Source organism: Sporosarcina aquimarina (assembly GCF_033253705.1).
Taxonomy (GTDB): domain Bacteria; phylum Bacillota; class Bacilli; order Bacillales_A; family Planococcaceae; genus Sporosarcina; species Sporosarcina aquimarina.
Window position 1 is genome coordinate 38,645 of record NZ_JAUBDH010000002.1, and the last position, 24,298, is coordinate 62,942.

Consider the following 24,298-nt stretch of genomic DNA (forward strand, 5'->3'; position numbering starts at 1 on the left):
CTCCCCCTTTTTACGCCCGTTTTCCTAGCACTGCTTCAGCAATATTAACTGCATGATCTCCGATTCGTTCTAAGTTAGACACAATATCAACAAAGACAATTCCAGCTTGTGCCGAGCAAGCACCTTCATTCAATCGAATAATGTGACTCTTTCTGCACTTACGTTCCATTTTATCTATTAACTCTTCTTGTTTAGCGACTGTTCTCGCTAACTCCCAATCATTTGTATCTAATGCATCTACAGCTTTTTGGACAGTCCCTATCGTAAGTTCAAACATTTCAGAGAGCTCTTCCATTGCATCTTCAGATAGTTTCACTTTATTTACTTCCCTGAAGTCAATCAATTCAATAATATTTTCAAAATGATCTCCTATTCTTTCTATATCCCGAACTGTATCCATGAGCATTACATGTCGCACAGATTCTACAGGTGAGATGTTGACAGCAGAAATCTCAACTAAGTAATCTGTAATTTTTCGGTCTAAGTTATTAATGGCATCCTCTATTTGATAGGCAGTTTCAGCATGTGACTTTTTACTGCTTTTTAGATAATCAAACGTTTCTCCAAGACCTTGAACTGCAAATGATCCCATCCGGATTATTTCTTCTTTTGCTTGTCCAATTGCAACAGACGGCGATTGGTGGATGAAATGAGGATCCAAATGCTTTGGTTTGTACTCAATAGTTACATCCTCACCCGGAATTAGTTTTGTTACAAAATACGCCCAAGCTCCAATGAAAGGAAATTGAATTGCCGTATTCACAACGTTAAATGATCCATGGGCAAATGCGATTTGCATTTTCTTTTCAATTCCCAGTGCACTCGTCATCCACTCAACATAAGCAGTAAACGGTATCAGAAGAATCATAAAAATAACTGCCCCTACAATATTAAACAATACGTGCGTTGCTGCTGCACGACGAGCCGCAACCGAAGCGCCAATTGCAGCTAATATCGCTGTAATTGTTGTTCCGATATTATCACCGAATAACACAGGTAATGCAGCTTTCAAGTCAATTAAGTTCTCAGCATACAGTCCTTGCAGAATTCCTACAGTTGCACTCGAACTTTGTACTATTAATGTGAAAACTGTACCCGCTACTACTCCAAGCATCGGATGCTCAGACATGGAAACGGTTAGGGATGAAAATGCATCTAAGGAACGTAGAGGCTGCATTCCGGTACTCATCAGTTCAAGCCCCAAGAAAAGTCCGCCAAATCCAAATATGACTTCACCAATATGTTTTACCGTCAGCTTATGGATGAAGAAAATTAGAAAGGCACCCACTGCCATAATAGGAAGTGCATAAGCACCTACATCTAAACCGATTATGAATGCCGTAACGGTAGTTCCGATGTTAGCACCCATGATGACTCCGATTGCCTGCCTGAGCTTCATAAAGCCCGCGCTAACGAGTCCTACTGTAATGACGGTTGTTCCTGAACTAGATTGAATGAGTACTGTGACGATGATACCTACTAGAACACCCATAAATGGATTCGTTGTGAAACGATCAAGAATAGAGCGAAGTCTGTCTCCAGCTACTTTTTGGAGACCGTCTCCCATGTATTTAATGGCGAATAGAAAAATACCCAGTCCTCCAAGAAATTGAAACGCGACTTCTTGCCAGTTAATCTCCATGTAATGTGCAACCTCCAATAACGATATGTATACCCTCCTATTATTGTCGCCGGGTCCCTATATGTAAATAGACATTCAACAAACTTTACAATCCCTTAACATTTCAGTTATACAATGTTCAAAACTTATTACATTTTATACCCACTTTGCATGATCCGATGCTAAACTATCTCTATAAAGAAGAAAGGAGTTACCCCTTTGAAAAACCAGCAGTTGTTTCTCGCTTCTATTTATGAACCTAAAAAACTTGCTGCTTTCCGCTTATTGCCCATCGGAAAAGTATTTCAATATGTTTTTTTATTTGTTCTGCTTTCTACCGCCGTCTCATTCATCAGATTTTTGACAGGAGATATAGAATTATTCGGTGCTTCAGATGAATTAATTGAATATGCCAAAACTGTTGGCGGCCTGCTCTATCCAATGGCCTTTGTCCTTCAGCTTGTCATTAGTACATTCTATTTATTCATCCGGGTTAGTTTCTTTGGACTTATCGGTTTAGGCTTATTGTTCTTATTAAGAAGACGCGGGGAATATCGACATATGTGGCGCACGTCAGCAATTTCGATAACTGTTCCGATTTTAGTCTCTATACTGCTTGATGTGACAGCTGTTCCAACTAGATTTAACTTTCCTGTCACCGGAGTCATACACACGTTGTATTTAACGATGGCAGCTAAGTACTATCCAAAAAAACCTAAAGTTCAAACGAATCAGTCATAGTTCCCCCTCCCCCAGCATACTTTGTTTTAAGGGGGGCTTTCCTATGAGATTACTAATAACCGCACTGGCTGTATTCGCCATAATTCATATGCTGAGATTAGATTTGACACAAGGAACAATTCAATTAGCTGATTTCGCTTCTGCTGAACCCGCTTGTCAAGAAGTGGACAAGCCTGTATCAATAGTCGCTACTGCAGTTACGGGAGATACGATTGAATCATTATTTGCACTATACCCGGATCCTTCGATTCCTTTCATAGATCGCCTAACACTTTTTTACAACTTAAACCCGCATCTACAACTACAAGATATCGTGGGCGGAGAACAAATTGAAATTCCACTTAGTAGTGAAACCGTCACATTTTGCTCAAAACAATAGTGTGCGGAGAGCTGTTCCTTGTCTTTTTAGTACAATGATTGATAAAATGTACATTAGTAAACAGTAGTAATTCGAAGTAAGGAGAGAGATTAATGACTGAAATGATACATCGTTCTAATACTCGTCCAGTTAAAGTTGGTAATCTTACAATTGGTGGAAGCAACGAATTATTCATCCAAAGTATGACAACTACTAAAACTCATGACGTGGAGGCAACTGTCGCAGAAATTAAACGATTGCAAGAGGCAGGTGTCCAGATTGTACGGGTCGCGTGTCCTGATGAGCGGGCAGCTTATTCAATCGGAGCGATTAAAGAACAAATCGATATTCCACTCGTTGTAGATATTCACTTCAACTATAAATTAGCACTAATTGCTATTGAACAAGGTGCGGACAAGATCCGCATTAACCCCGGAAACATCGGAAAACAAGCTAAAGTGGAAGCTGTGGTTAATGCAGCAAAAGCTAAAGGGATTCCAATCCGGATCGGTGTTAACGCAGGATCGCTAGAAAAGAAAATTCTTGAAAAGTATGGTTATCCTACTGCCGACGGAATGGTTGAGAGTGCTTTACATCACATTAAAATCCTTGAGGACCTGGATTTCCATGACATCATCGTATCTTTAAAAGCATCTGATGTTAACTTAGCAATTGAAGCTTACAAAAAAGCTGCTGCTGCATTCGACTACCCTCTTCACCTTGGAATTACAGAATCAGGCACTTTGTTCACTGGCTCCATTAAAAGTTCCGCAGGTCTAGGTGCACTGCTATCAGCTGGTATAGGTAATACCATGCGGGTTTCACTAAGTGCAGATCCTGTTCAAGAGGTTAAAGTTGCCCGTGAATTACTAAAAGTATTTGGTCTTTCATCTAACGCAGCGACACTTATCTCATGTCCGACATGCGGTCGAATTGAGATCGACTTAATTTCTATTGCTAACGAAGTGGAAGAGTATATCTCCACTATTAAAGCTCCTATTAAAGTTGCAGTACTTGGATGTGCTGTTAACGGCCCTGGTGAAGCGAGAGAAGCGGATATAGGTATTGCAGGCGCGCGCGGAGAAGGACTGTTATTCATGCACGGAAAAACGGTTCGTAAAGTTCCTGAGGAAACAATGGTTGATGAACTAAAAGTAGAAATCGATAAACTGGCAGAAGAATACTTCGAGAAAAAACGTCAGGAAGAGTTACTCGAAGAAAGTGGCGCATCTAAGTGAAAAAATACCGATTCGGCATTGATATTGACGGAACGGTAACAACACCTTCTTCCCTGTTACTGCATATTAACAAGAAATTCGGCTGTAACCTTGTTTTAGATGACATTAAAGAGTATGACCTCACTGCAGCATTCGATGTTGACCCTACAGAATTTTATAAATGGTATAAAGAAACTGAAGCAGAAATCTGCTTAACTTCTTCCACTCAAGAACAAGCAAAGCACTTTTTGACAAAGTGGCAGAATCAGCAGGCTGAACTTTACTACATCTCAGCTCGCGGCGATGAAGTGATGGCTCCAACGATGGAGTGGTTTAAGCAAGAACAACTTCCTTATGATCATGTCGAACTGATTGGAAGCCACCGTAAAATAGAAACTGCACGCGAATTTGCAACGGATGTGTTCTTCGAAGACAAGCATGATAATGCCGTCGACCTTCATGAAGAACTTGATATTCCAGTTATTCTCTTCGATACACCTTATAATCGTAATCCGATACCAAATGGCGTAATACGGGTTAACAACTGGCACGAAGCAAATGAATGGATTCAACACAATTTCTTTGTTAGTCGTGTCAATTAAAAAAGGAAAGGCTCAATTTTGAGCGTTTCCTTTTTTATTGGCATTGCGGACATTTGCCGTACACTTCAAACTTATGGCCTTGAATTTGAACGCCAGGCAAGTTGACTGCAATATGATCCATCGGACATGAGGGGATGTGTTTCGTTTTACCACACTCTGTACATATAAAATGATGGTGGTGAACGCCTGGTTCACAATGCATTCTAAATTGTCTTTCTCCTCGAAGTTCTGTTTCTTCTAAAATACCAAGTTCTGAGAAAGTAGCTAAGTTCCTATAAATTGTATCAAAGCTCACTCCAGGGTTGTCCTTTTTTAAATATTCACTAACGTCCATAGCTGCTGTATACCCATCACGATGTGCTAAATATTCTAAAATGGCTTCCCTGTTTTTTGTCCGTTTGAAAGAATGTTCTTTCAACACGTCCCATGCTTTTTCAACATTCACAAGGCTTCCCCCTTTCTCCTTATCCTGCTATTCCCAGTTAACCGTTTACCTGCCAGGACAACTAATAAGATGATAATAGCTGTAACTACAATTGTACCACCTGGTGCGATGTCCAAGTGATAGGCAGCAAATAAGCCCGCAATTACGGATACTTCACCAAAAAGAATGGATAGAAGCATGGCAGATTTAAAACTTTTTGCTACTTGAATTGCAGCCGCGACTGGCAGTGTCATTAGTGATGACACAAGCAGTATGCCTACAATTCGCATAGATGCACCTATTACTAATGCAGTAAGAATCATGAAAAACATTTGTATCCATCGGCCTTTAACCCCTGAGGCTTTTGAATAGTCTGCATCGAATGACAGTGTGAATAGTTCTTTGTAAAATAAATAGATGAAGACAAATACTGCAATTGCCAGAATCCCAACTACTAGTAAATCCTGTCTGCTTACGGCGGATACAGATCCAAATAAGTACCCGACTAAATCAGCGCCAAAACCTTTCGCAAGCGAGATGAAAATCGCACCAAATCCAATTCCTGCTGAAAGAATAATAGGGATTGCTAGTTCTTCAAAGTTTCGATAGACCCGTCTCAATCGTTCAATAAGTAACGAACCACCTACTGCTGCAGCCATCCCTAAATAGATCGGATTAAGTCCAGCAAAGAAAAATACTTGCTGACTTAGGTATAAGCTGCCTGCGATACCGGCAAGAGATACATGACTTAACGCATCAGCTATCAACGCCAGGCGTCTAACAACAATAAAGAGCCCGAGCATCGGGGCAATCACACCGATAATTAATCCGGAAAAAAATGCATTCTGAAGAAATTCGTACGTAAATAATGCCTCAATCATCGTTAGAGTCCCCCTGTTTCTGATGAATAAGTCTAACAGAGTGACCATACCATCTGGATAAGTCATTATCATTGAGCTTTGCGAAATCTCTTCTTCCACCATGGAAATGCATTGTGCGATTCAGACATGCCACATGAGAGGCCAAGTCGGTTACTAAGTCAATCTCGTGGGATACTAAAATAATAGCAATCCCATTGTCACGATTCAGCTTTTCAAGCATAGAGTAGAATGAAGCTGAGTTTTGTTGATCAATTCCTACAGTAGGTTCATCCATTATTAGTAACTCAGGTTTAGCAGCTAATGCCCTAGAGATGAAAACACGCTGTTGCTGCCCCCCGGAAAGCTCACCAATATTTCGATTAGCGAACATTTCCATATCCACTTCACGCAGCGCCGTCATAGCAGCTTCGGTATCTTCTTTAGTAAAACGCTTAAACAAACCAGTTTTTTTCGTCAATCCGCTCCTCACAACCTCGAGAACTGTAGCTGGAAATCCGCTATTAAACGAATTGGACTTTTGTGATACGTAACCGATTCGTTCTCTATGACTGACAGACGCTATCGGTAGGCCGAATACTTTCACGGAACCACTATCAGGCTTCAGCAACCCCAATAATATTTTAATAAGTGTTGATTTACCCGAGCCATTTGGTCCAATTAATGCCCAAAACTCACCTGGGCGAACAGTTAAGGTAATATCTTTCAATACTGGAGAATTCCCATAATTAAACGAGACGTTTGTTAATTTCACTAGACTATCTTGCATAAAATCATCCTTCTGTTAATAGTAATGATTACGATTCACTTCAATGATTATAAACGATTAGTCGTGTACTTACAAATAAAAAGAGAGTTAGGTGACGAATTGGATTACACACGTTTGCTATTGGAAATGAAGACGAGAAGTGATGCGGAGATCCATAAGATGTCAAGGTCATACGGATTAGACTTTACAGTCGAAGAAATTCAGCAGTTACGGCCATTGTTAGACGAAATTTCCATGCATTGGATTTTAACAGGAGTTCCAGAAAGCTTCATTTCAAAAGTACAACGGATTTTAGGCGAGAAACGAACTAATCAATTGTTAGATGACTATTTGAATATGAGGAAATAAGAAACGGCTATTACAGAAACCAAGATATCTGATTTCCATAACAGCCTCATTGACCCTTATTCACATCAAGTCTAAACAGCTAACGCAAGCATCGACTACAATATACATAACAATCATACCGCCTAACCAGCAGCACTAGTACAACAACGTATGTTAAGCCTGTGCTTCTTCTCCTAGAAGGGCATCACGGTATTTAGTAGTGAATTCTCCACTTTTCAGCATCATGATTTCTTCTTTATATGGTGCTGTTTTGTTCTTCTTATCGGTTCCAATGAATGGCGTTTCTAAAATCTTTGGAATCGCTGTAAATGAAGGGTGATGCACAATATAATGTAGCGGGTCAAAACCGATATGACCAAAGCCAATGTTTTCATGTCGGTCTTTTCCAGCGCCGCGTACATTTTTACTATCATTAACGTGAATCACTGATATTCGATCCCTTCCTATGAAGTGGTCAAATTCTTCAAGCACACCTTCAAAGTCGTTTACAATATCGTACCCTGCATCATGAACGTGACACGTGTCAAAACAAACAGAGAGCCGCTCATTATTTTCGACTCCGTCAAAGATCTTGGCGAGCTCCTCAAAACTTCTTCCGCATTCAGTACCCTTGCCGGCCATTGTCTCCAAAGCAATTCGTACATTTGCATCTGTAGCTAGGACTTCGTTTAAACCTTCAATAATTTTAGCGATACCTTTTTCGGTTCCTTCACCCACGTGTGCACCTGGATGCAAGACAATTTGATTAGCTCCAAGCGCTTCAGTGCGATGGATTTCTTGCTGCAAGAAATCCACGCCTAATCTAAACGTTTCTGGCTTCACTGTATTTGCAATGTTAATAATATAAGGTGCATGGACGACCATGGATGTTAAGCCGTGTTCTTTCATATGCTCTTGACCCGCAGCAATGTTAAGATCTTCAATCGCTTTACGGCGCGTGTTTTGCGGAGCACCCGTATAGATCATGAAAGTGGACGCACCAAAATCCACAGCGTCTTTACTTGAACCCAGTAACATGTCTTTACCGCTCATTGAAACATGAGAGCCGATTAAAATAGGTTGTTCACTCATTTTTTGTTTTTCAATCTCCTTTCACGCTTTTTAAAGCGATCGACCTCGGCAGCACGTTTTTTCTTGTAGCCTGGCTTCACTTTAGCCGGTTTACGAATTAATCCTGCTGCTTTTTTGTCGATTTCATCTTGTTCTTTTGGACGATTTTTTCTTGAATGACGCTCTTTTAATTGAGTCCATTCACCATTTTTAATATCTTCATGGACAAATGGAATTCCCATTTTCTCGATTTTCACGATTGCGTCATCTTCAGATGGATCGAATAATGTGATTGCATTGCCTTCTAAACCTGCACGGGCAGTTCTGCCAACACGGTGAATATAAAATTCCAGATCATCAGGCAACTCATAATTGATAACGTGGCTAACCCCCGGAATATCGATCCCCCGTGCTGCTAAATCAGTTGCAACAATAAACTGATATTCTAAATCCCGAATTTGTTTCATCATGCGTGTACGTTCACGAGCGTTTAGATCCCCATGTATTTTACCTGTTTTTACTCCTTGGGCCGCAAGATAGCCAGCAAGCTCATCTGCATTTTGTTTCGTATTGGTAAAAATGATCGCCAAGTATGGATTGATCGCTTGAATAACTTGTAGAAGTTTCTTTTTGCGATCCATTCCGCGTACAGGGACTAATGAATAATGCATCCCTTCCGTCAAGGGCTTTTTAGTTCCAAGTTGTACGTGAACTGGAGAATCCATATATTTTGCAAGGAATGGTTTTAGTTTCTCAGGTATTGTAGCTGAGAAAACGTACATTTCTAAATCACTTGGCATTTTTCCGGCGAATTGATCAATATCCTCAATGAAACCCATATCGAATGCAAGATCCGCTTCGTCAATAACAAGGATCTTAGCAGTATGGATCGCTAATGCACCGGTATCTGACATATCCCGGATACGTCCAGGTGTCCCTACAACTAAATGGGGATTAGACTTCAACTTGTCGGCAGAACGTTTCTTATCTGTACCGCCAATCAGTAAACTTGTCCGTACTTCCGATGAAGCTGTAAGTTTTTTCAGCTCATCGAATAATTGTATTGCCAGCTCCCGTGTTGGAGCTGTGATGACCGCTTGAAGGTCATCTGTTTCCGTTTCGATACGCTGCAAAATTGGAATCAAAAAGCTATGTGACTTTCCTGTTCCAGTATGTGCCTGACCGATTGCACTTGAGCCTTTCAAGATTAGTGGAATCATTTCCTTTTGAATGGGCGTTGGATTCGTAAATCCAAGTTGTTCAATCGCATCACGAAGAAACGGTTTAAATTGGTAATCAGTATATCTAGACATGTTCGGTGTCCTCCTATCATTCGTTCATTGTAGCACGAAACTGTACCGCCGGTTGGTTTTTTCGCATAGGATACGTTATAGATAAAGTACTTTTTCAGAAAGGAGACTATTATGAGGTATCAATCTTTTTATCCATTTGCCAATCAACAACGACAAGTTCCTGCCGGACAACAACAGTTTGCTGAGAATTTTCAGCAGCCTCGTCCATTTATGCCGGGGCCACCACAAGGATTTGGACAAAATCGCACAAATCAGCCCCCCGGCCAATTTAGTGCGAATCCATATGGAATGGACCCCGGGATGAATGGTCAATCACAACCTGGAGGGAATGGTACTCCATCTAAACCAGAGATGTACATGGAAACGGCAAATCGTCTAATATCGACTGTGCAGCAATATGCACCTATCGTACAACAGTTTGCACCGATGATTCAAAATATACCCGCGATGTGGAAGTTATACAGAGGCTTTCAATCACTACCTGATGCAGGGGCTGCAGGTTCAGTTGCAGCATCCGCTGCGCAATCTGCACCGGCTGCTGCCGCAGTTCCACGGCCTTCCATACCAAAAGTCTTTCAACCGCCAATCTAAGACTTTGAACCTTTAAGCCATCTCCGCTATAATAGGGATAGATCCCATTAGAGGAGTGAGCGTAGAATGGAAGTATTGAAGATTTCCCCGCGGGGTTATTGTTACGGGGTCGTCGATGCAATGGTAATCGCTAGAAATGCGGCACTCGACGAATCATTGCCGAGACCGATCTATATATTAGGCATGATTGTACACAACAAGCATGTGACGGATGCATTTGAAGAAGACGGCATCATTACGTTAGAAGGAAACAATCGACTGGATATTCTTAATCAAGTTGAAGAGGGAACTGTAATCTTTACTGCACACGGCGTTTCTCCAGAAGTGCGTGAGCTTGCCCGTAAAAAAGGACTTGTGTCGATCGATGCAACGTGTCCGGATGTTACGGTTACTCACGACTTGATTCGCGAGAAAACGTCTCAAGGCTATGACATCATCTATATCGGTAAAGCACACCACCCAGAACCTGAAGGTGCGCTTGGAGTAGCACCAGGCAGAGTGCATTTAGTTGAAAATGCTGCTGATATTGAAAAGTTAGAACTACAGAATGACCGCCTTCTTGTTACAAATCAGACAACAATGAGCCAATGGGATGTTGTACATCTTATGGAAGATTTGAAAAAGAAATATCCTCAAATCGAAGTTCACAAAGAAATTTGTATGGCAACCCAAGTTCGTCAAGAAGCCGTCGCTGACCAAGCGGGCGAAGCTGACTTACTCATCGTTGTGGGGGATCCGAAAAGTAACAACTCGAATCGTCTTACACAAGTTTCAGTAGAAATTGCCAACACTCCTTCCTATCGAATTTCGGATGTCTCTGAAATTGATTTGAAATGGTTGGAAGGTGTTGAACGTGTCGCTGTGACAGCTGGTGCTTCTACGCCTACACTGATTGTACGTGAAGTAATTGAATTTTTAACTAAGTATGATCCAGAGGATCCTTCGACTCACTTAGCGGAACGTAAGTTTGACCTAAATCGACTGTTGCCGAAGATTAAAAAGCCGGCACCTGTGACGCGTATTGAACCCTACGTATAACTATAAAATCCCCCACTTTTTAATGAGTGGGGGATTTTTTATAGGAAAGTGAATGGTTCAGTTTTCAATTCTGATTGTAAAAACGTAACATTATATTGGCGCTCTTCACATAATGTGCTCATTTTTTTCGCAACACCTTGAATCATTACTTTTTCAACATTGTGACCAGGGTCTATAACACAAAGATCTAGAGATTCAGCATCTTGAGCGACATGATAATAAAGGTCTCCAGTTACTAGTACATCTGCTCCTGCACGCTTAGCAGCGTATATATATTTATTGCCATCCCCGCCAAGTACCCCGACTTTGTTTATCTTACGGTTTTTGTCCCCAACTATTCTAACTGCAGGTACATCTAACTGCTTTTTAACAACATGAGCAAATTCTTCAAGGGTAAGTTCCGAGCTCAATGCCCCAACCCTGCCTATGCCGAATACATCATTCCCATCGGTCATTGTGTGTTCAAGTATTTTCACTTCAGTGAGTTCCAATTTTTCTGCTAGCATGTCATTTACGCCGCCATTTGCAATATCTAAATTCGTATGCGCTGCATAAACTGACAAGTCATTTTTTATGCATTTCTCGATCATTCGTCCCCGCGCAGTATCCGTCCAAATATGCTTTACTGGTCTGAATAACGGTGGGTGATGAGCAATTATTAAGTTTGCGCCACGATTCATGGCCTCATCGATGATCGCTTCATTTACATCCAAAGTCACTAATACTTTTTCAACTTTCCTGTTTAATTGACCAATATGTAATCCTATAGGATCTCCTTCCATCGCTAACTTTTTAGGAGACCATTCTTCAAATAATTGAACGATTTCATGACCGTTGACGTTTTTCATTTGTGCAACACCCTTTCTATCAAATCCTTGGTTTCACTTAGTTGTTGTCGTTTCATTTTTGCCTCTTCGGATTGGGCAGATTTTGTTAACGCAGTGATGACACGTGATAACTCAGCGAGTTCCCCTTGCCATTTCTCGAGGAATGCATCAGCACATTCTTTTATCAAATAGGGTCCCATCAACATCTCTTCAGAAGAATACGTTCCTTTGCCTGGTTCTAAAACTAGTACTTCATAAATTTTACGGTCTTCTTTTACGATTGCTTCGTTCACTATTTTCCATGAATTGTCTACCGCCCATTGACGGATAGCCATTGAATGAATATTTGGCTGAACGATTATACGTTTCACAGATGCAAGTCTTTCTGAGTCATTATCTAAAATGGATGCAATTAACGACCCACCCATTCCAGCGATTGTTACTGTTTCCACGGAATCATTTTGTTCTATTGCACGTAAACCATTCGCCATCCGAACAGTAATCTGCTTACCCAGCCCTTCACTTTGAACGTTTCGCTTTGCTGATTCAAACGGACCCTTAACAACCTCGCCCGCAATCGCACGAGAGATTAAACCGTTCTGTATGAGCCAGCAAGGTAAATAGGCATGATCACTTCCAATATCCGCAAGAACGGTACCTTGTTCAACAAATGAAGCGACTAACTTCAATCGTTCTGATAAATTTTTAGCGTTCACTTTTTTGTTCCACCTTTCAGTAGACACTCCATACTTTGCCCACTTTCTACATTTATATTAACGAATCTAACTGGGTTTTGCACGTACAATACAAAAGAGCAATCACCAAGCGGAACACCGCTGACTGATTGCTCTTTAGGATTATTATTTAAGTGTTAGAATGTAGTCGACCATTGCGTCGATGTTCTCATCTTCGATAAGACCAGCTGGCATGCCGCCTTTACCATTCTTGATGATTTCGTGAAGCTCTTCAGGATCTTTGTCTTCTCCGTGTAGACTAGGGCCAACAGCACCAGTCAAATCTCCACCGTGACACCCGATACATTTCTGCTGAGCTACCGCTTCAGCATCAAATTCTGAAGATGCGCCTTCTTCTCCATCATCTTTCGTACCTTCTTCAGTTGATTCGTCATTAGCATCGGCAATTTCTTTTTGTTGATCAATACCGTACATGGACATGAAGAAAATGAGTCCGATACCTAGTGCGAAAATTAGAATATAAGGAACAACAGGATTTTTACTCAACGAACTTAACCTCCTTCACCAGAACTATTCTGTAGTATATAGTGCACATATCTCATTGTACTGTATTATGGTTAAAATCGAAAGAGTTATCAATAGACTTTTATTTTTTGTGACATTTTGGACATACTTTGTGAACTTTTATTTTAACATCCAATTTGCCGAGCAATTACCATATGCTGAACTTCAGAAGTTCCTTCACCGATTTCCAGCAATTTTGCATCACGCATATATCGTTCTACTTCATACTCACGCATGTACCCATAACCACCATGTATTTGGATGGCTTCATCAGCTACTTCCATTGCAATTTCTGAAGCATATAATTTACACATTGCCGCTTCTTTTGTAAAACGTTTGCCTTCATCCTTCATCCAGGCTGCTTTATACACCATGTTACGAGCAAGTTCAATCTTCATGGCCATATCCGCTAACTTGAACTGTGTTACTTGGAACTCTGATAAAGATTTCCCGAACTGTTTACGTTCTTTGGCATATTGCAAAGCGCGATCATACGCTGCTTGTGCAATTCCAACTGCCATTGCACCAATACCGATGCGTCCGCCATCCAATGTTACTAGGAATTGACGGAATCCATCCCCTTTTTTACCTAGTAAATTCTCTTCAGGCACTTGTACATTTTCCATAACGAGTTCGGTTGTATTTGAAGCATGCAATCCCATTTTTTCATAATTATCTATCACTTTAAATCCTTCAGCATCAGTCGGAACAATAATAGCACTAATTTCTTTTCCGCCATTTTCCGTTTGGCCGGTGATAGCGGTAAGTGCTAGATTTTTAGCATAGCTAGCATTTGTAATGTACACTTTTGAACCGTTAATCGTATAGGTGCCGTCATCAAGCTTCGCAGTTGTCTGAGTTCCGCCAGCATCTGATCCCGCATTCGGTTCAGTTAGTCCAAATGCACCGAATGAACTTCCTTCGCATATTGGCCGTAAGTATTTTTGTTTTTGTTCTTCTGTTCCAAACAAATTAAGTGGTGCTCCCCCAAGCGAAATGTGCGCAGAATAGGTAATTCCTGTTGACGCACACGCACGGCTCAACTCTTCAGTAACGATCGCAAAGCTAATTGTATCTGCTCCTGCCCCACCGTATTCTTCCGAAAATGGCAATCCCATCATTCCCATTTCTGAAAGCTGTTTGAAAATCTCCATAGGAAACTCATTTGTGCGATCCCTGTCAATTGCTCCTGGCGCCACTACTTCATTTGCGAACTCACGAATAGTACGCTGAATCATCTGTTGTTCTGAACTTAAATTAAAATCCATTATGACATCCCCTTTTTGTGAACGCTTACATATTTCATTATACCGAATTCATGAATAGTTTAACAGAAAAAAAGAGTCTTTGCTCAATAAGACATAAGCAAAAACCCTATTATTAGTAAAAGTCCTGCAGCACCTGATATCGTGAAGTACAATAACTGTAATAAGCGTCCCGCGAATAACCACAAAATACTATTCAACATTAAAATCCCAAAAAGCATCATATTTTCGCCTTCAAAAAAAGTAAACCAAACCTTTAAAGAAATACCTAATAGCATGAATGCAGTAATAATGTATGTAAATGGGATTACTGCCTTTTGAAACTCTTTAGTCAGCATAAGTTTCACTAATAGAATTAGGACGAATAAGGAGGCTGCTCCTATTATAATTACAGGATATTCATTGAACATAATCAGCATACTCGAAAATGCTATCGTTAAAAACGTGTAGACAATCATCTTTCTTACGTCCTTAGAACGTCCGCTTTCAAGAATACCTTTTTCGTTTTTTAAATTTTCCGCTTCCTCTATTTCGCCTTGAGCATAAAGTGTAATTAAAAAATCACAATAATGTTCTGGCAGTAATTTATTTTTCTTCCAATATTGTATTTCTGAAATAATAATTCTCTTACGCTGTGAATTCATAAACGTCCCCCTTCCCCTATAAAAAAACACCGGCAATAATTGCCCGGTGCCCTTTCATCATTCTAAAAAGTCTTTCAGACGTTTACTGCGAGATGGATGACGTAATTTACGAAGTGCCTTTGCTTCGATTTGTCGAATCCGTTCACGCGTTACTCCAAACACTTTACCGACTTCTTCTAAAGTTCTTGTTCTTCCATCGTCTAAACCAAAGCGAAGACGCAATACGTTTTCCTCACGGTCTGTAAGCGTATCAAGGACATCTTCAAGTTGTTCTTTCAACAGTTCATATGCCGCGTGATCTGAAGGTGACTGCGCTTCCGAGTCTTCAATGAAATCTCCAAGGTGAGAGTCATCTTCTTCTCCAATTGGTGTCTCTAAAGAAACTGGTTCCTGTGCAATTTTAAGAATTTCACGCACTTTTTCCGGTGTTAGCTCCATTTCTTCACCAATTTCTTCAGGAGATGGTTCTCTGCCTAAATCCTGAAGTAACTGTCGCTGGACTCTGATTAGCTTGTTAATCGTTTCTACCATGTGCACTGGAATTCTTATAGTTCTAGCTTGGTCTGCAATCGCACGTGTAATTGCTTGACGAATCCACCAAGTTGCATACGTACTAAATTTGAATCCTTTTGTATGATCGAACTTTTCAACTGCTTTTATCAGTCCCATGTTACCTTCTTGAATGAGATCTAAAAATAGCATACCGCGTCCAACATAACGCTTTGCAATACTAACGACCAGACGTAAATTAGCTTCAGCTAAACGCTTCTTCGCTTCTTCATCACCTGCGATTATTCGTTTTGCAAGTGCTACTTCTTCTTTACCTGTCAGCAAATCCACCCGACCTATTTCTTTCAAATACATGCGCACAGGGTCATTTATTTTCACGCCAGGCGGTACACTCAAATCATTAAGATTAAATTGCTCTTCTTCCGCAGCTGGTTTTCCTGGCGCCCCTTCGGAGCCTTCTTCTTTACCTTCCATTTCAATACCAGCTGCCTCGATTTGATCGAGGAACTCTTCAAACTGGTCAGGCTCCATTTCAAAAGTAGCCAATTTTTCAGTGACTTCTTCAATTGTCAACTCGCCACTCTTTTTGCCAGTTTCCAGCAAGGTAGCTTTGACTTCCTCCAACGTTGTCTCTGTTTCTCCAGTTAGTCCCTCTTTTTTAGTCATAATAACCTGTTCCTCCTTAATACGCCGGTCGGCTCACATTGCCGATAATGATTTCCGGAGCTGTATGATCTCTCTAGCCAGCTCAAGAGCTGTAGTATGATCGTTTATTTTTTCTGCATCCTTGGACTCATGCATCTTCTGAGTAATAATTTGTTGAACTCTATATTTTTTTAAATGTGTTACACAATCTCCAACTTCTTGTTCTGAATGCTCCGGATCACGCTCTATTACAGCAGCTTCTAATACAATTCTGCGAAGATTGCGATCTTCGATTGTTTCCGCAAAACGATGAAAATCTGGCGCTCCATACTGTTCGTAAAATCCAGCAAGACGAATATAGATTGTTGCATAGTCGTCATGGACGAACAATTCTTCATGCTGGTGCTGGACTGAATCGAAAATACTGCCATCGTTAAGCAAGTGCCCCAAAAGCAAACGCTCCGCACGTTCGGTTGCAGAAATAGTTTTCTTTTTTTGGTGTATGATTGGCAGCGCTGGCTCGGAAAAGCTGTCAGATTGCTCTTTTCTGACAGCTTTTCCAGCAGCTTTTAAATACTGTTGTTCAAGCGCTTCAATCGAAACATTCGTATCCATAGAAAGCTGACGCAACATCATATCTTTCTCTACAGGCGTCAGAGTATTTGCTAACTCCTCCATCACCTCATGGATAAATTGCAGTACATCATTTTCATGCGATAAATTTTTAGATCGTTTTGCATAAGACATAATGAAAGACATGTACGTATGAGGATGATCCAAAATCTTTTCACGAAATGCTTCGATACCATGTTGCGTAATATAATCATCTGGATCCATCTTGCCAGGCAGTATAGCTATTTTAAGGGAGAACCCTTTATCCATAACTAATCCGGAAAAACGTTTTGCTGCTTCCCAACCTGCATTATCACCGTCACAACAAATGACAATATCATTGGTGATACGCTTTAACTTTATAAGCTGAGTATCAGATAACGCTGTCCCCATCACTGCGACAGAATTTTCAATACCATTTCGATCTGCGGATAATGTATCCATAAAACCTTCGAATATTATTACATTACCCGTTTTTCGTGCATTAAGACGTGCCCGGTGAAAATTGTATAATAAATGACCTTTTTCAAAAATAGGGGTTTCAGGGCTGTTGAGATACTTTGCCTCTTTCTCCGATTTCTCTAGCACACGTCCGGAGAACCCGACTATTGTACCATGATCATCATATAGTGGAAACATGACTCTCCCGCGGAACCGATCGAAATATCCAGTTCCATTTTCACGATGAATGACTAAACCAGCTTGTTCCATATCGTTCATATCGAAACCTTGACGCTGTAAAAGAGAAGATAGTGCTTCCCAATCGTCCAAAGCCCATCCGATATTATACTTTTCGATGTTTTCCCTTGTAAATCCTCTTTGTTCAAGATATTCGTATGCTTTTTCACCTTCCACCGTATTCAAAAGGAGATGATTATAGAAGTTTGCCGCGAATTCATGGGCTTCATACATTTGTTTATGCGCCACATTCTTTTCTGACCGGCCACCCATTTCCACAGATGCGTCAATAGGAATATCAAGTCTCTCCGCAAGCTGCACTACTGCCTCTGTAAATGGCCGATTATCGATATCCATAACAAATGTGATTGCATTACCGCTTGCTCCGCACCCGAAACAATGAAACAGTTGTTTTTCTTCTGAAACAGAGAACGACGGAGTACTCTCACCGTGAAAAGGACAAAGACCAAACCAGTTCTTCCCTCTCTTTGTAAGACGGACATGTTCGCCTATAAGGTCGACGATATCTGTTTTGGATCGAATTTCTTCAATTGTCTGTTCAGGAATCTTTGACATAATATCACCATCTTCACAGTCTTAAATTCGATGTAGACTTGTAATATCCTTCTTATTCGACAAATTTTTTATATTTCTTCGAAACTGCTATATTACAGGACTTTTAAAAATAATACTAGTTATTTCACAAAGATATAAAACGAAAAAGAGGGACCTGCCTTATCGATGGAGGTCCTTCCGGATTTTCTCAAACTCATAGGTGTTCTTTTGTGACAAAATTACATTTGCTGTTTCTTCTACAGCACGATTCGAAACATCAATAACTGTACATCCAATTTTCTTAATCACTTTGTTGAAGTGATTAATTTCATGTTCTATCCGATCAATTTTTGCATAGCTGGCATCATCTTTCAAACCTAAGGCAATTAACCGTTCCTTACGAATTGAATTTAAAATTTCAGGAGATATAACTAGTCCAAAAACTTTGTTTGGATCAATACTATAAAGTTCCGCAGGTGGCTCGACTTCAGGAACGAGCGGTACATTTGCAACCTTAAAGCGCTGGTGTGCGAGGTATTGAGATAACGGTGTTTTAGATGTCCTGGAAATACCTACCAACACAATATCCGCATTCAGCACCCCGCGCGGATCCCGTCCATCATCATATTTAACTGCAAACTCTATTGCTTCAATTTTTTTGAAGTAGTCATCATCCAGCTGACGAACCAATCCGGGCTCTTCGATAGGGCGTTCATCTAATACATGGTCAATCGACTGCATAATCGGCCCTAAAAGATCTATACATTGAACGTTATGCTCTTGACAACACTGAGTAAGTGACGCCCTCATTTCACTTCGTACTAATGTATAGACGACAATCGCACCTTGTTGTTCCGCTAACCACGCTATTTCCGCAAGCTGACTTTTTTCTTCGATATGTGAAAATCGTTTCATAGCAACAGTATCCAAGTCTTGACGAAACTGACTAGCCGCTGCCTTCGCAACTAATTCTGCTGTTTCACCGACCGAATCGGAAACGATAAAAAACTTAAGTTTACTCATAGGACTCACCTCATAGCTCATGATCTTGTGCAAGTGTTAAAAATGCTGCAGTGATATTTGTTTTTGTAATTCTTCCAATTACCTCTAACCCATTTGTTTCCATGCCAATAACAGGCAGCGAATCTATTTGCTTATCAATCATTTTACGAGCAGCCGATAAAAGTGTGTCTTTTTTATGACAATAAATAATGTTCGGCATTCTGGTCATAATGACATGTACAGGCATCTTCTCAAGTTCTGTATTCCCGATACTTGTTCTAAGTAAATCTTTCCGTGAAAGAACACCGATTAAACAGGCTTGCTCATCAACCACAAACAGCGTACCAACATCTTGTAAGAACATTTCACAAATTGCATCGTAAACAGATATGTGTTCAGTTACAACAGCAGGAGTAGACTGGAAATCGCCAACTTTCATACCAATCATTTCGTCACCGACTGAATGTACCTGCTTTTTACCCGAGTAGAAATAACCAACGCGAGGGCGTGCATCTAAATAGCCCGCCATGGTTAGTATTGCAAGATCTGGTCGTATGGTAGCTCTTGTTAAATTCAGCCGATCGGCAATGTGCTCACCAGTAATCGGTCCATCCGCCTTGACGATCTCCAGGATCTCCGTCTGGCGCTTATTGAGTTCCATCTATGTCACCGTCCTAAGCGTTCAATTAAGCTAATCTTTCACTAGTATATAACAAACTTAGTTCTATTGCGAAGAATCGCGAACCGTGCTAAACTGAATTCAACATGTTTATAGGCGAAGAAAGGTCAATAAGTACTGTCACATAAAAGCGAGCGGGGATAGTGAAAGCCCGTACTGGACACGAAAAGGCAACCTGGAGCCATTGTAAGTCTAAAGAGGGCTGTGATGTATTGCAGTCAATCGAGGTGGAACCGCGGGAATCACGCACCCGTCCTCGGACATTCTATGTCCGAGGACGGGTGCTTATTTTAATTGGAGGGATTATTATGTATACAATGGAACAAATTGTGAACGTATCGAAACAACGAGGATTTGTCTTCCCTGGATCTGAAATATACGGAGGACTTGCTAATACGTGGGACTACGGTCCACTAGGTATTGAGCTGAAAAACAATATTAAACGGGCATGGTGGAAAAAATTCGTACAAGAGTCTCCTTACAACGTTGGACTCGATGCAGCAATTTTAATGAATCCAAAGGTTTGGGAAGCATCTGGTCACATCGGTAACTTCAACGATCCGATGATTGATTGTAAAAAGTGTAAAACCCGTCACCGTGCAGATAAACTAATTGAAGATGCACTCGATGCTAAAGGAATGGAAATTGTTGTCGACGGAATGCCATTTGAAAAAATGAAAGATCTGATCATGGAGCATAATATTGTATGTCCAACTTGCGGTGCTTTGGACTACACTGACATCCGTCAGTTCAATTTAATGTTCAAGACGACACAGGGTGTTACAGATTCATCGGCAAATGAAATATTTTTACGTCCAGAAACAGCTCAAGGTATTTTTGTAAACTTCAAAAATGTTCAGCGTTCTATGCGTAAAAAACTTCCATTTGGAATTGCTCAAATCGGAAAAAGTTTCCGTAACGAAATCACACCTGGTAACTTCACTTTCCGGACACGCGAGTTCGAGCAAATGGAGCTTGAATTCTTCTGTAAACCTGGCGAAGACGAAGAATGGTATGCATTCTGGCGTGAAACTTCTAAAAACTGGTTACTAGATCTAGGTTTAACTGAAACCAACATGCGTCTTCGTGAGCATAATGAAGATGAACTTTCCCATTATTCAAAAGGAACAGTGGATATCGAGTTCAAATTCCCATTCGGCTGGGGAGAACTATGGGGTATTGCAAACAGAACTGATTTCGACTTAAAGCGTCATATGGAATACTCGAATGAAGATTTCCACTATCAAGACCCAATTACAAATGAGAAATTCGTACCTTATTGTATCGAGCCTTCTGTCGGAGCAGACCGTGTCACACTTGCGTTTCTTTGTGATGCTTTCGATGAAGAAGTTCTTGAAGGTGATGACAAGAGAACGGTAATGCGTTTCCATCCGGCTCTAGCTCCTGTTAAAGCTGCGGTACTGCCATTGTCTAAGAAGTTATCTGCTGGCGCTGAAGAGGTCTATGCAGAGCTCTGTAAGCACTTCCCTGCACAGTATGATGATTCACAATCAATCGGTAAACGGTACCGCCGTCAAGATGAGATTGGAACACCTTTCTGTATTACGTATGACTTCGATTCTGAAGAGGATCGTCAAGTAACTGTTCGCCATCGCGATTCGATGGAGCAAGTTCGTATGCCAATCAGCGAGCTAAAAGCATATATTGAAGAAAAGATATCATTTTAAATAGAAAACCGGCAGAGCCAGATTAATCATCTGACTCTGCCGGTTTTTCTTTTTCAGGCAGCAAATTAGGTGTTCGATCAAGCTGATCCAAAAATAGAAGCGACTTCAATCGCAAACCAACCTGTTCGTCGTATATTTGCCGTACTATTTTTTTCATAAACTGCTTCGTTGGTTTCTTAAGATTTAAAGTCCCCACTTGTGTAATCGGGACATTTGCAAAAGTTCGGATGAGCTTAAGCTGTGATGGGGATATTCTGACTAAGTACGGATCTGTATGGAAGCACCGATGACAGAGAAATCCTATTTCCTGGAACGAAAAAGCGAATTCCCCTTCTACAGCACCGCAAGAAGCACATTGATGTAAAATCGGATGAATCCCTGCCACTCTCAGCATCTTCCACTCCACAAACAAAGAAATCGCCTCGGGATCATACCCTTCATTTATAGCGTGTAAAGCATCATGCAGTAAATCAAAGATTCCTGTAGACCGTTCTCCATCCTCTGTCAGCTTATCGATTAGTTCAACTATATAGCTGGAGTAAGAGGTTGCTTCTAGGTCTTCTCTAATATGACGCATTGAATTGATGGGTTCACCTTGTTCTAAAGTGCCCATCCCCTTGCCAGTACGCAGCAAAAAGGAGCCATATAAAAAGACTTGTGTAATAGAAGATAATCGGCTGGCAGGTTTTTTCGCTCCACGCGCCATTGCAGTCAGTTTCCCAGCTTCTTTAGTTAGTATTGTCACAATTTTATTCGTTTCGCCATAAGGCATTGTTCGCAGAACAATACCTTCCCATTTATTCATCATGACGTTTGCCTCCACTATTGTGTGACGATCAATACTCGTCGTCGCGGAAGCCGAATTCCTTCAGCTGTCCAGGTTTGTTGCGCCAATCTTTTTGCACTTTCACCCATAGTTCAAGAAACACTTTAGAACCAAGTAACATTTCAATATCACGTCTGGCTTTTGTGCCAATTTGCTTCAATAGTGCTCCCTGTTTACCAATAACAATCCCCTTTTGGGAATCGCGGTCCACAATTATAGTCGCATTTACATTGACGATTGCATTTTCTTCATCACGAGCGATTTTTTCAATGACTACCGCTATCGAATGAGGAACTTCTTCTCTCGTTAAATGAAGTACTTTTTCCCGAATTAACTCTGAAATAATAAACCGTTCTGGATGATCAGTTACTTGATCATCCGGGTAATATTTAGGACCTTCCGGCAAATACTTGTTAAGTGTCTCCATAAGGCGTTCAACGTTATTTCCATTCAGTGCTGACAAAGGAACAATTTCCGCAAAATCATATTCATCTACATAAGAAGTAATTATGCCCAGCAAGTCATCTGGGTGTACCAAGTCAATTTTATTTATAACTAAAAACACAGGGGTATTTGAACCTTTCAACATCTCGATGACAAATCGATCTCCAGGTCCGATTTTTTCATTTGCATTCACCATAAACATCACAACGTCTACTTCTTTCAAAGTATTTTTAGCCGATTTCACCATAAAGTCACCTAATTTGTGTTTAGGTTTGTGAATTCCAGGTGTATCAATAAAAACGATTTGTGAATCGTCCCCTGTTACCACCCCTTGTACCTTATTACGAGTGGTTTGCGGCTTGTCACTCATGATTGCAATCTTTTGTCCAACTACCCGGTTTAGGAACGTAGATTTCCCTACATTTGGTCTTCCGATTATAGAAACAAAACCTGATTTAAATTTACTTGGCGCCATAGTCGAGGTCCTCCTTGCTAAATGCGCCAGGTAACAATTCCCCAACAGTTGTTTCCGTTACATCGCCTTTTAGATTTGTTAAATATACCGGCATATCTTGGGAGCAAAACTCCGAAATCACTTGGCGGCAAGCTCCACAAGGTGAAATGGGGCCTTCAGTTTCTCCAGTAACGGCAAGTGCTTTGAAAGACCGGTTTCCTTCAGAGACCGCTTTGAAGAAAGCTGTACGTTCCGCGCAATTCGCCATACTATAGGCCGAATTTTCTATGTTACACCCTTCAAATACGATACCGTCCTCTGTCAGCAATGCTGCTCCTACTGGGAATTTAGAATACGGTACATATGCATTTTCTAGTGCACGTTTTGCATGTTCCATTAATTGCTGTTTATCCATCAATATCGCTCCATTCATTTACATCAGCCATTTTGGCAAGAAGATTATTATTCCTATAATTGCACTTGCGATTGAAAACACAAGAACTGCACCCGCGGCAAGATCTTTAGCTTGTTTAGCTAACGGATGCACTTCTTGTGTCACTAAGTCTACTACCCTTTCTACTGCAGCGTTCAAAAACTCCATAGCGATGACAAGTCCAATAACAGCAATGATGATGATCCATTCCAATTGACTAAGTCCTGTCATCCATCCTGCAGCCAATACAATCATTGCAGCAATTAGGTGAAACTTAACATTACGCTCACGTGTGGTCCCGTGTACAATCCCCATCCACGCATAAGTAAACGCTTTGAAAAAGGTTTTCATGCTACTCTCTATCGAGGCCGAATGAAGTTAATAGTTCCTCTTGTCGGCCAAACATTACTTTTTCATCTGTTTCTGACATATGGTCATATCCAAGCAAATGAAGAAAACCATGCAAAGCCAAAAAACCAATTTCTCTCTCTATGCTGTGTCCATATTCTGCAGCTTGGCGTTTTGCAGTCTCAACTGAAATTAGAAGGTCTCCTAAATGACGGGGCATCTCATCGATAGCTACCACTGGAACTTCTCCTTCACCCACTTCTTCTAAGGCGAACGAAATAACATCTGTCGCTTGGTCTTTTCCGCGATACTCCCGATTCACTTGTCGAATTGCTTCATCGTCGAGAAACGTAACTGAAAGCTCCGTACCATTTTCCAGTCCTTCTTTTTCAGCAGCAAAAGACAAGATACCTTGAACCAACTGCCGAGTATCCTCATCTATTTCATCAATTTCATCAATGAAATCAATCACTATCATT

At 40.8% G+C, this 24,298-nt stretch carries 28 protein-coding genes; 8 read left to right on the plus strand and 20 right to left on the minus strand.

The window, feature by feature from the left end:
• Positions 1–10 precede the first annotated feature (10 nt).
• On the minus strand, positions 11–1,642 hold the full coding sequence (locus QT716_RS02755) for a Na/Pi cotransporter family protein (RefSeq protein WP_317934299.1): 1,632 nt from the start codon (positions 1,640–1,642) through the stop codon (positions 11–13).
• Between the two features lie 198 nt (positions 1,643–1,840).
• Between QT716_RS02755 and QT716_RS02760 the strand changes: the two genes are divergently transcribed.
• From QT716_RS02760 to QT716_RS02775, 4 genes are all read left to right on the plus strand, one after another.
• On the plus strand, positions 1,841–2,362 hold the full coding sequence (locus tag QT716_RS02760) for a DUF1189 family protein (protein ID WP_317934301.1): 522 nt from the start codon (positions 1,841–1,843) through the stop codon (positions 2,360–2,362).
• A gap of 43 nt (positions 2,363–2,405) precedes the next feature.
• Positions 2,406–2,741, plus strand: coding sequence for a hypothetical protein (locus QT716_RS02765; RefSeq protein WP_317934303.1), 336 nt, complete (start codon positions 2,406–2,408; stop codon positions 2,739–2,741).
• 92 nt (positions 2,742–2,833) lie between these two features.
• Positions 2,834–3,958: a flavodoxin-dependent (E)-4-hydroxy-3-methylbut-2-enyl-diphosphate synthase gene (ispG, locus tag QT716_RS02770; RefSeq protein WP_317934304.1), complete on the plus strand. Its 1,125-nt coding sequence runs from the start codon at positions 2,834–2,836 to the stop codon at positions 3,956–3,958.
• A complete protein-coding gene (locus tag QT716_RS02775; RefSeq protein WP_317934305.1) occupies positions 3,955–4,539 on the plus strand; it encodes a 5' nucleotidase, NT5C type in 585 nt (194 codons plus the stop codon). Before ispG ends, QT716_RS02775 begins: the two co-directional genes overlap by 4 nt.
• 34 nt (positions 4,540–4,573) lie before the next feature.
• Here QT716_RS02775 and QT716_RS02780 read toward each other — a convergent pair whose 3' ends face one another.
• The 3 genes from QT716_RS02780 to QT716_RS02790 are packed head-to-tail and all read right to left on the minus strand — an operon-like array spanning position 4,574 to position 6,610.
• Positions 4,574–4,984, minus strand: coding sequence for a Fur family transcriptional regulator (locus QT716_RS02780; RefSeq protein WP_317934307.1), 411 nt, complete (start codon positions 4,982–4,984; stop codon positions 4,574–4,576).
• Positions 4,981–5,844, minus strand: coding sequence for a metal ABC transporter permease (locus tag QT716_RS02785; protein ID WP_317934309.1), 864 nt, complete (start codon positions 5,842–5,844; stop codon positions 4,981–4,983). Before QT716_RS02785 ends, QT716_RS02780 begins: the two co-directional genes overlap by 4 nt.
• On the minus strand, positions 5,837–6,610 hold the full coding sequence (locus tag QT716_RS02790) for a metal ABC transporter ATP-binding protein (RefSeq protein WP_317934311.1): 774 nt from the start codon (positions 6,608–6,610) through the stop codon (positions 5,837–5,839). The genes QT716_RS02785 and QT716_RS02790 overlap by 8 nt, the downstream gene beginning before the upstream one ends.
• Between QT716_RS02790 and QT716_RS02795 the strand changes: the two genes are divergently transcribed.
• Positions 6,605–6,958, plus strand: a complete 354-nt coding sequence (locus tag QT716_RS02795) for a hypothetical protein (RefSeq protein WP_317934312.1) — start codon at positions 6,605–6,607, stop codon at positions 6,956–6,958. The genes QT716_RS02790 and QT716_RS02795 overlap by 6 nt on opposite strands.
• 153 nt (positions 6,959–7,111) lie before the next feature.
• Here the strand turns inward: QT716_RS02795 and QT716_RS02800 are convergent, their stop codons facing one another.
• Positions 7,112–8,014, minus strand: a complete 903-nt coding sequence (locus QT716_RS02800) for a deoxyribonuclease IV (RefSeq protein WP_317934942.1) — start codon at positions 8,012–8,014, stop codon at positions 7,112–7,114.
• An 11-nt stretch (positions 8,015–8,025) separates the two neighbouring features.
• Positions 8,026–9,321 (minus strand): DEAD/DEAH box helicase, encoded by a 1,296-nt coding sequence (locus QT716_RS02805; protein ID WP_317934313.1) that lies wholly within the window; start codon positions 9,319–9,321, stop codon positions 8,026–8,028.
• Between the two features lie 111 nt (positions 9,322–9,432).
• Between QT716_RS02805 and vrrA the strand changes: the two genes are divergently transcribed.
• Together vrrA and QT716_RS02815 are read left to right on the plus strand one after the other, a co-directional pair.
• Positions 9,433–9,912 (plus strand): VrrA/YqfQ family protein, encoded by a 480-nt coding sequence (gene vrrA / locus QT716_RS02810; RefSeq protein ID WP_317934314.1) that lies wholly within the window; start codon positions 9,433–9,435, stop codon positions 9,910–9,912.
• A 66-nt stretch (positions 9,913–9,978) separates the two neighbouring features.
• A complete protein-coding gene (locus tag QT716_RS02815) occupies positions 9,979–10,950 on the plus strand; it encodes a 4-hydroxy-3-methylbut-2-enyl diphosphate reductase (RefSeq protein ID WP_317934315.1) in 972 nt (323 codons plus the stop codon).
• A 38-nt stretch (positions 10,951–10,988) separates the two neighbouring features.
• Here QT716_RS02815 and QT716_RS02820 read toward each other — a convergent pair whose 3' ends face one another.
• From QT716_RS02820 to QT716_RS02860, 9 genes are all read right to left on the minus strand, one after another.
• Positions 10,989–11,798: a Nif3-like dinuclear metal center hexameric protein gene (locus QT716_RS02820; RefSeq protein WP_317934316.1), complete on the minus strand. Its 810-nt coding sequence runs from the start codon at positions 11,796–11,798 to the stop codon at positions 10,989–10,991.
• Positions 11,795–12,493 carry a tRNA (adenine(22)-N(1))-methyltransferase gene (locus QT716_RS02825; RefSeq protein ID WP_317934317.1) on the minus strand — a complete coding sequence of 233 codons (699 nt, stop codon included), beginning with the start codon at positions 12,491–12,493 and terminating at the stop codon, positions 11,795–11,797. Before QT716_RS02825 ends, QT716_RS02820 begins: the two co-directional genes overlap by 4 nt.
• A 144-nt stretch (positions 12,494–12,637) precedes the next feature.
• On the minus strand, positions 12,638–13,018 hold the full coding sequence (gene cccA, locus QT716_RS02830) for a cytochrome c550 (RefSeq protein WP_317934319.1): 381 nt from the start codon (positions 13,016–13,018) through the stop codon (positions 12,638–12,640).
• A 143-nt stretch (positions 13,019–13,161) separates the two neighbouring features.
• A complete protein-coding gene (locus tag QT716_RS02835; protein WP_317934321.1) occupies positions 13,162–14,304 on the minus strand; it encodes an acyl-CoA dehydrogenase family protein in 1,143 nt (380 codons plus the stop codon).
• A gap of 83 nt (positions 14,305–14,387) precedes the next feature.
• Positions 14,388–14,945, minus strand: a complete 558-nt coding sequence (locus tag QT716_RS02840) for a hypothetical protein (protein ID WP_317934322.1) — start codon at positions 14,943–14,945, stop codon at positions 14,388–14,390.
• 57 nt (positions 14,946–15,002) lie between these two features.
• Entirely contained in the window at positions 15,003–16,121 is a 1,119-nt protein-coding gene (gene rpoD / locus QT716_RS02845; RefSeq protein ID WP_317934324.1) for an RNA polymerase sigma factor RpoD, read from the minus strand.
• Between the two features lie 33 nt (positions 16,122–16,154).
• Positions 16,155–17,966 (minus strand): DNA primase, encoded by a 1,812-nt coding sequence (gene dnaG / locus QT716_RS02850; protein ID WP_317934325.1) that lies wholly within the window; start codon positions 17,964–17,966, stop codon positions 16,155–16,157.
• A 159-nt stretch (positions 17,967–18,125) separates the two neighbouring features.
• Positions 18,126–18,968 carry a pyruvate, water dikinase regulatory protein gene (locus QT716_RS02855; protein WP_317934326.1) on the minus strand — a complete coding sequence of 281 codons (843 nt, stop codon included), beginning with the start codon at positions 18,966–18,968 and terminating at the stop codon, positions 18,126–18,128.
• 10 nt (positions 18,969–18,978) lie between these two features.
• On the minus strand, positions 18,979–19,608 hold the full coding sequence (locus QT716_RS02860) for a helix-turn-helix transcriptional regulator (RefSeq protein ID WP_317934328.1): 630 nt from the start codon (positions 19,606–19,608) through the stop codon (positions 18,979–18,981).
• 326 nt (positions 19,609–19,934) lie between these two features.
• On the opposite strand from QT716_RS02860, the gene QT716_RS02865 reads away from it, so the two are divergent.
• Complete coding sequence (locus QT716_RS02865; protein ID WP_317934329.1) at positions 19,935–21,314, plus strand: glycine--tRNA ligase; 1,380 nt, start codon at positions 19,935–19,937, stop codon at positions 21,312–21,314.
• 22 nt (positions 21,315–21,336) lie between these two features.
• On the opposite strand, the gene recO is transcribed toward QT716_RS02865, so the two are convergent.
• From recO to ybeY, 5 genes are read right to left on the minus strand one after another with little or no spacing between them, the layout of a single operon-like run.
• Positions 21,337–22,122: a DNA repair protein RecO gene (recO, locus tag QT716_RS02870; protein WP_317934330.1), complete on the minus strand. Its 786-nt coding sequence runs from the start codon at positions 22,120–22,122 to the stop codon at positions 21,337–21,339.
• 28 nt (positions 22,123–22,150) lie between these two features.
• Positions 22,151–23,059, minus strand: coding sequence for a GTPase Era (era, locus tag QT716_RS02875; RefSeq protein ID WP_317934331.1), 909 nt, complete (start codon positions 23,057–23,059; stop codon positions 22,151–22,153).
• On the minus strand, positions 23,046–23,453 hold the full coding sequence (locus QT716_RS02880; RefSeq protein WP_317934332.1) for a cytidine deaminase: 408 nt from the start codon (positions 23,451–23,453) through the stop codon (positions 23,046–23,048). The genes era and QT716_RS02880 overlap by 14 nt, the downstream gene beginning before the upstream one ends.
• 18 nt (positions 23,454–23,471) lie before the next feature.
• The gene (locus QT716_RS02885; protein WP_317934333.1) at positions 23,472–23,822 is read right to left on the minus strand and encodes a diacylglycerol kinase family protein; all 351 of its coding nucleotides are present in this window, start codon (positions 23,820–23,822) and stop codon (positions 23,472–23,474) included.
• 1 nt (position 23,823) lies between these two features.
• A complete protein-coding gene (gene ybeY / locus QT716_RS02890; RefSeq protein WP_317934334.1) occupies positions 23,824–24,297 on the minus strand; it encodes an rRNA maturation RNase YbeY in 474 nt (157 codons plus the stop codon).
• Position 24,298 lies beyond the last annotated feature (1 nt).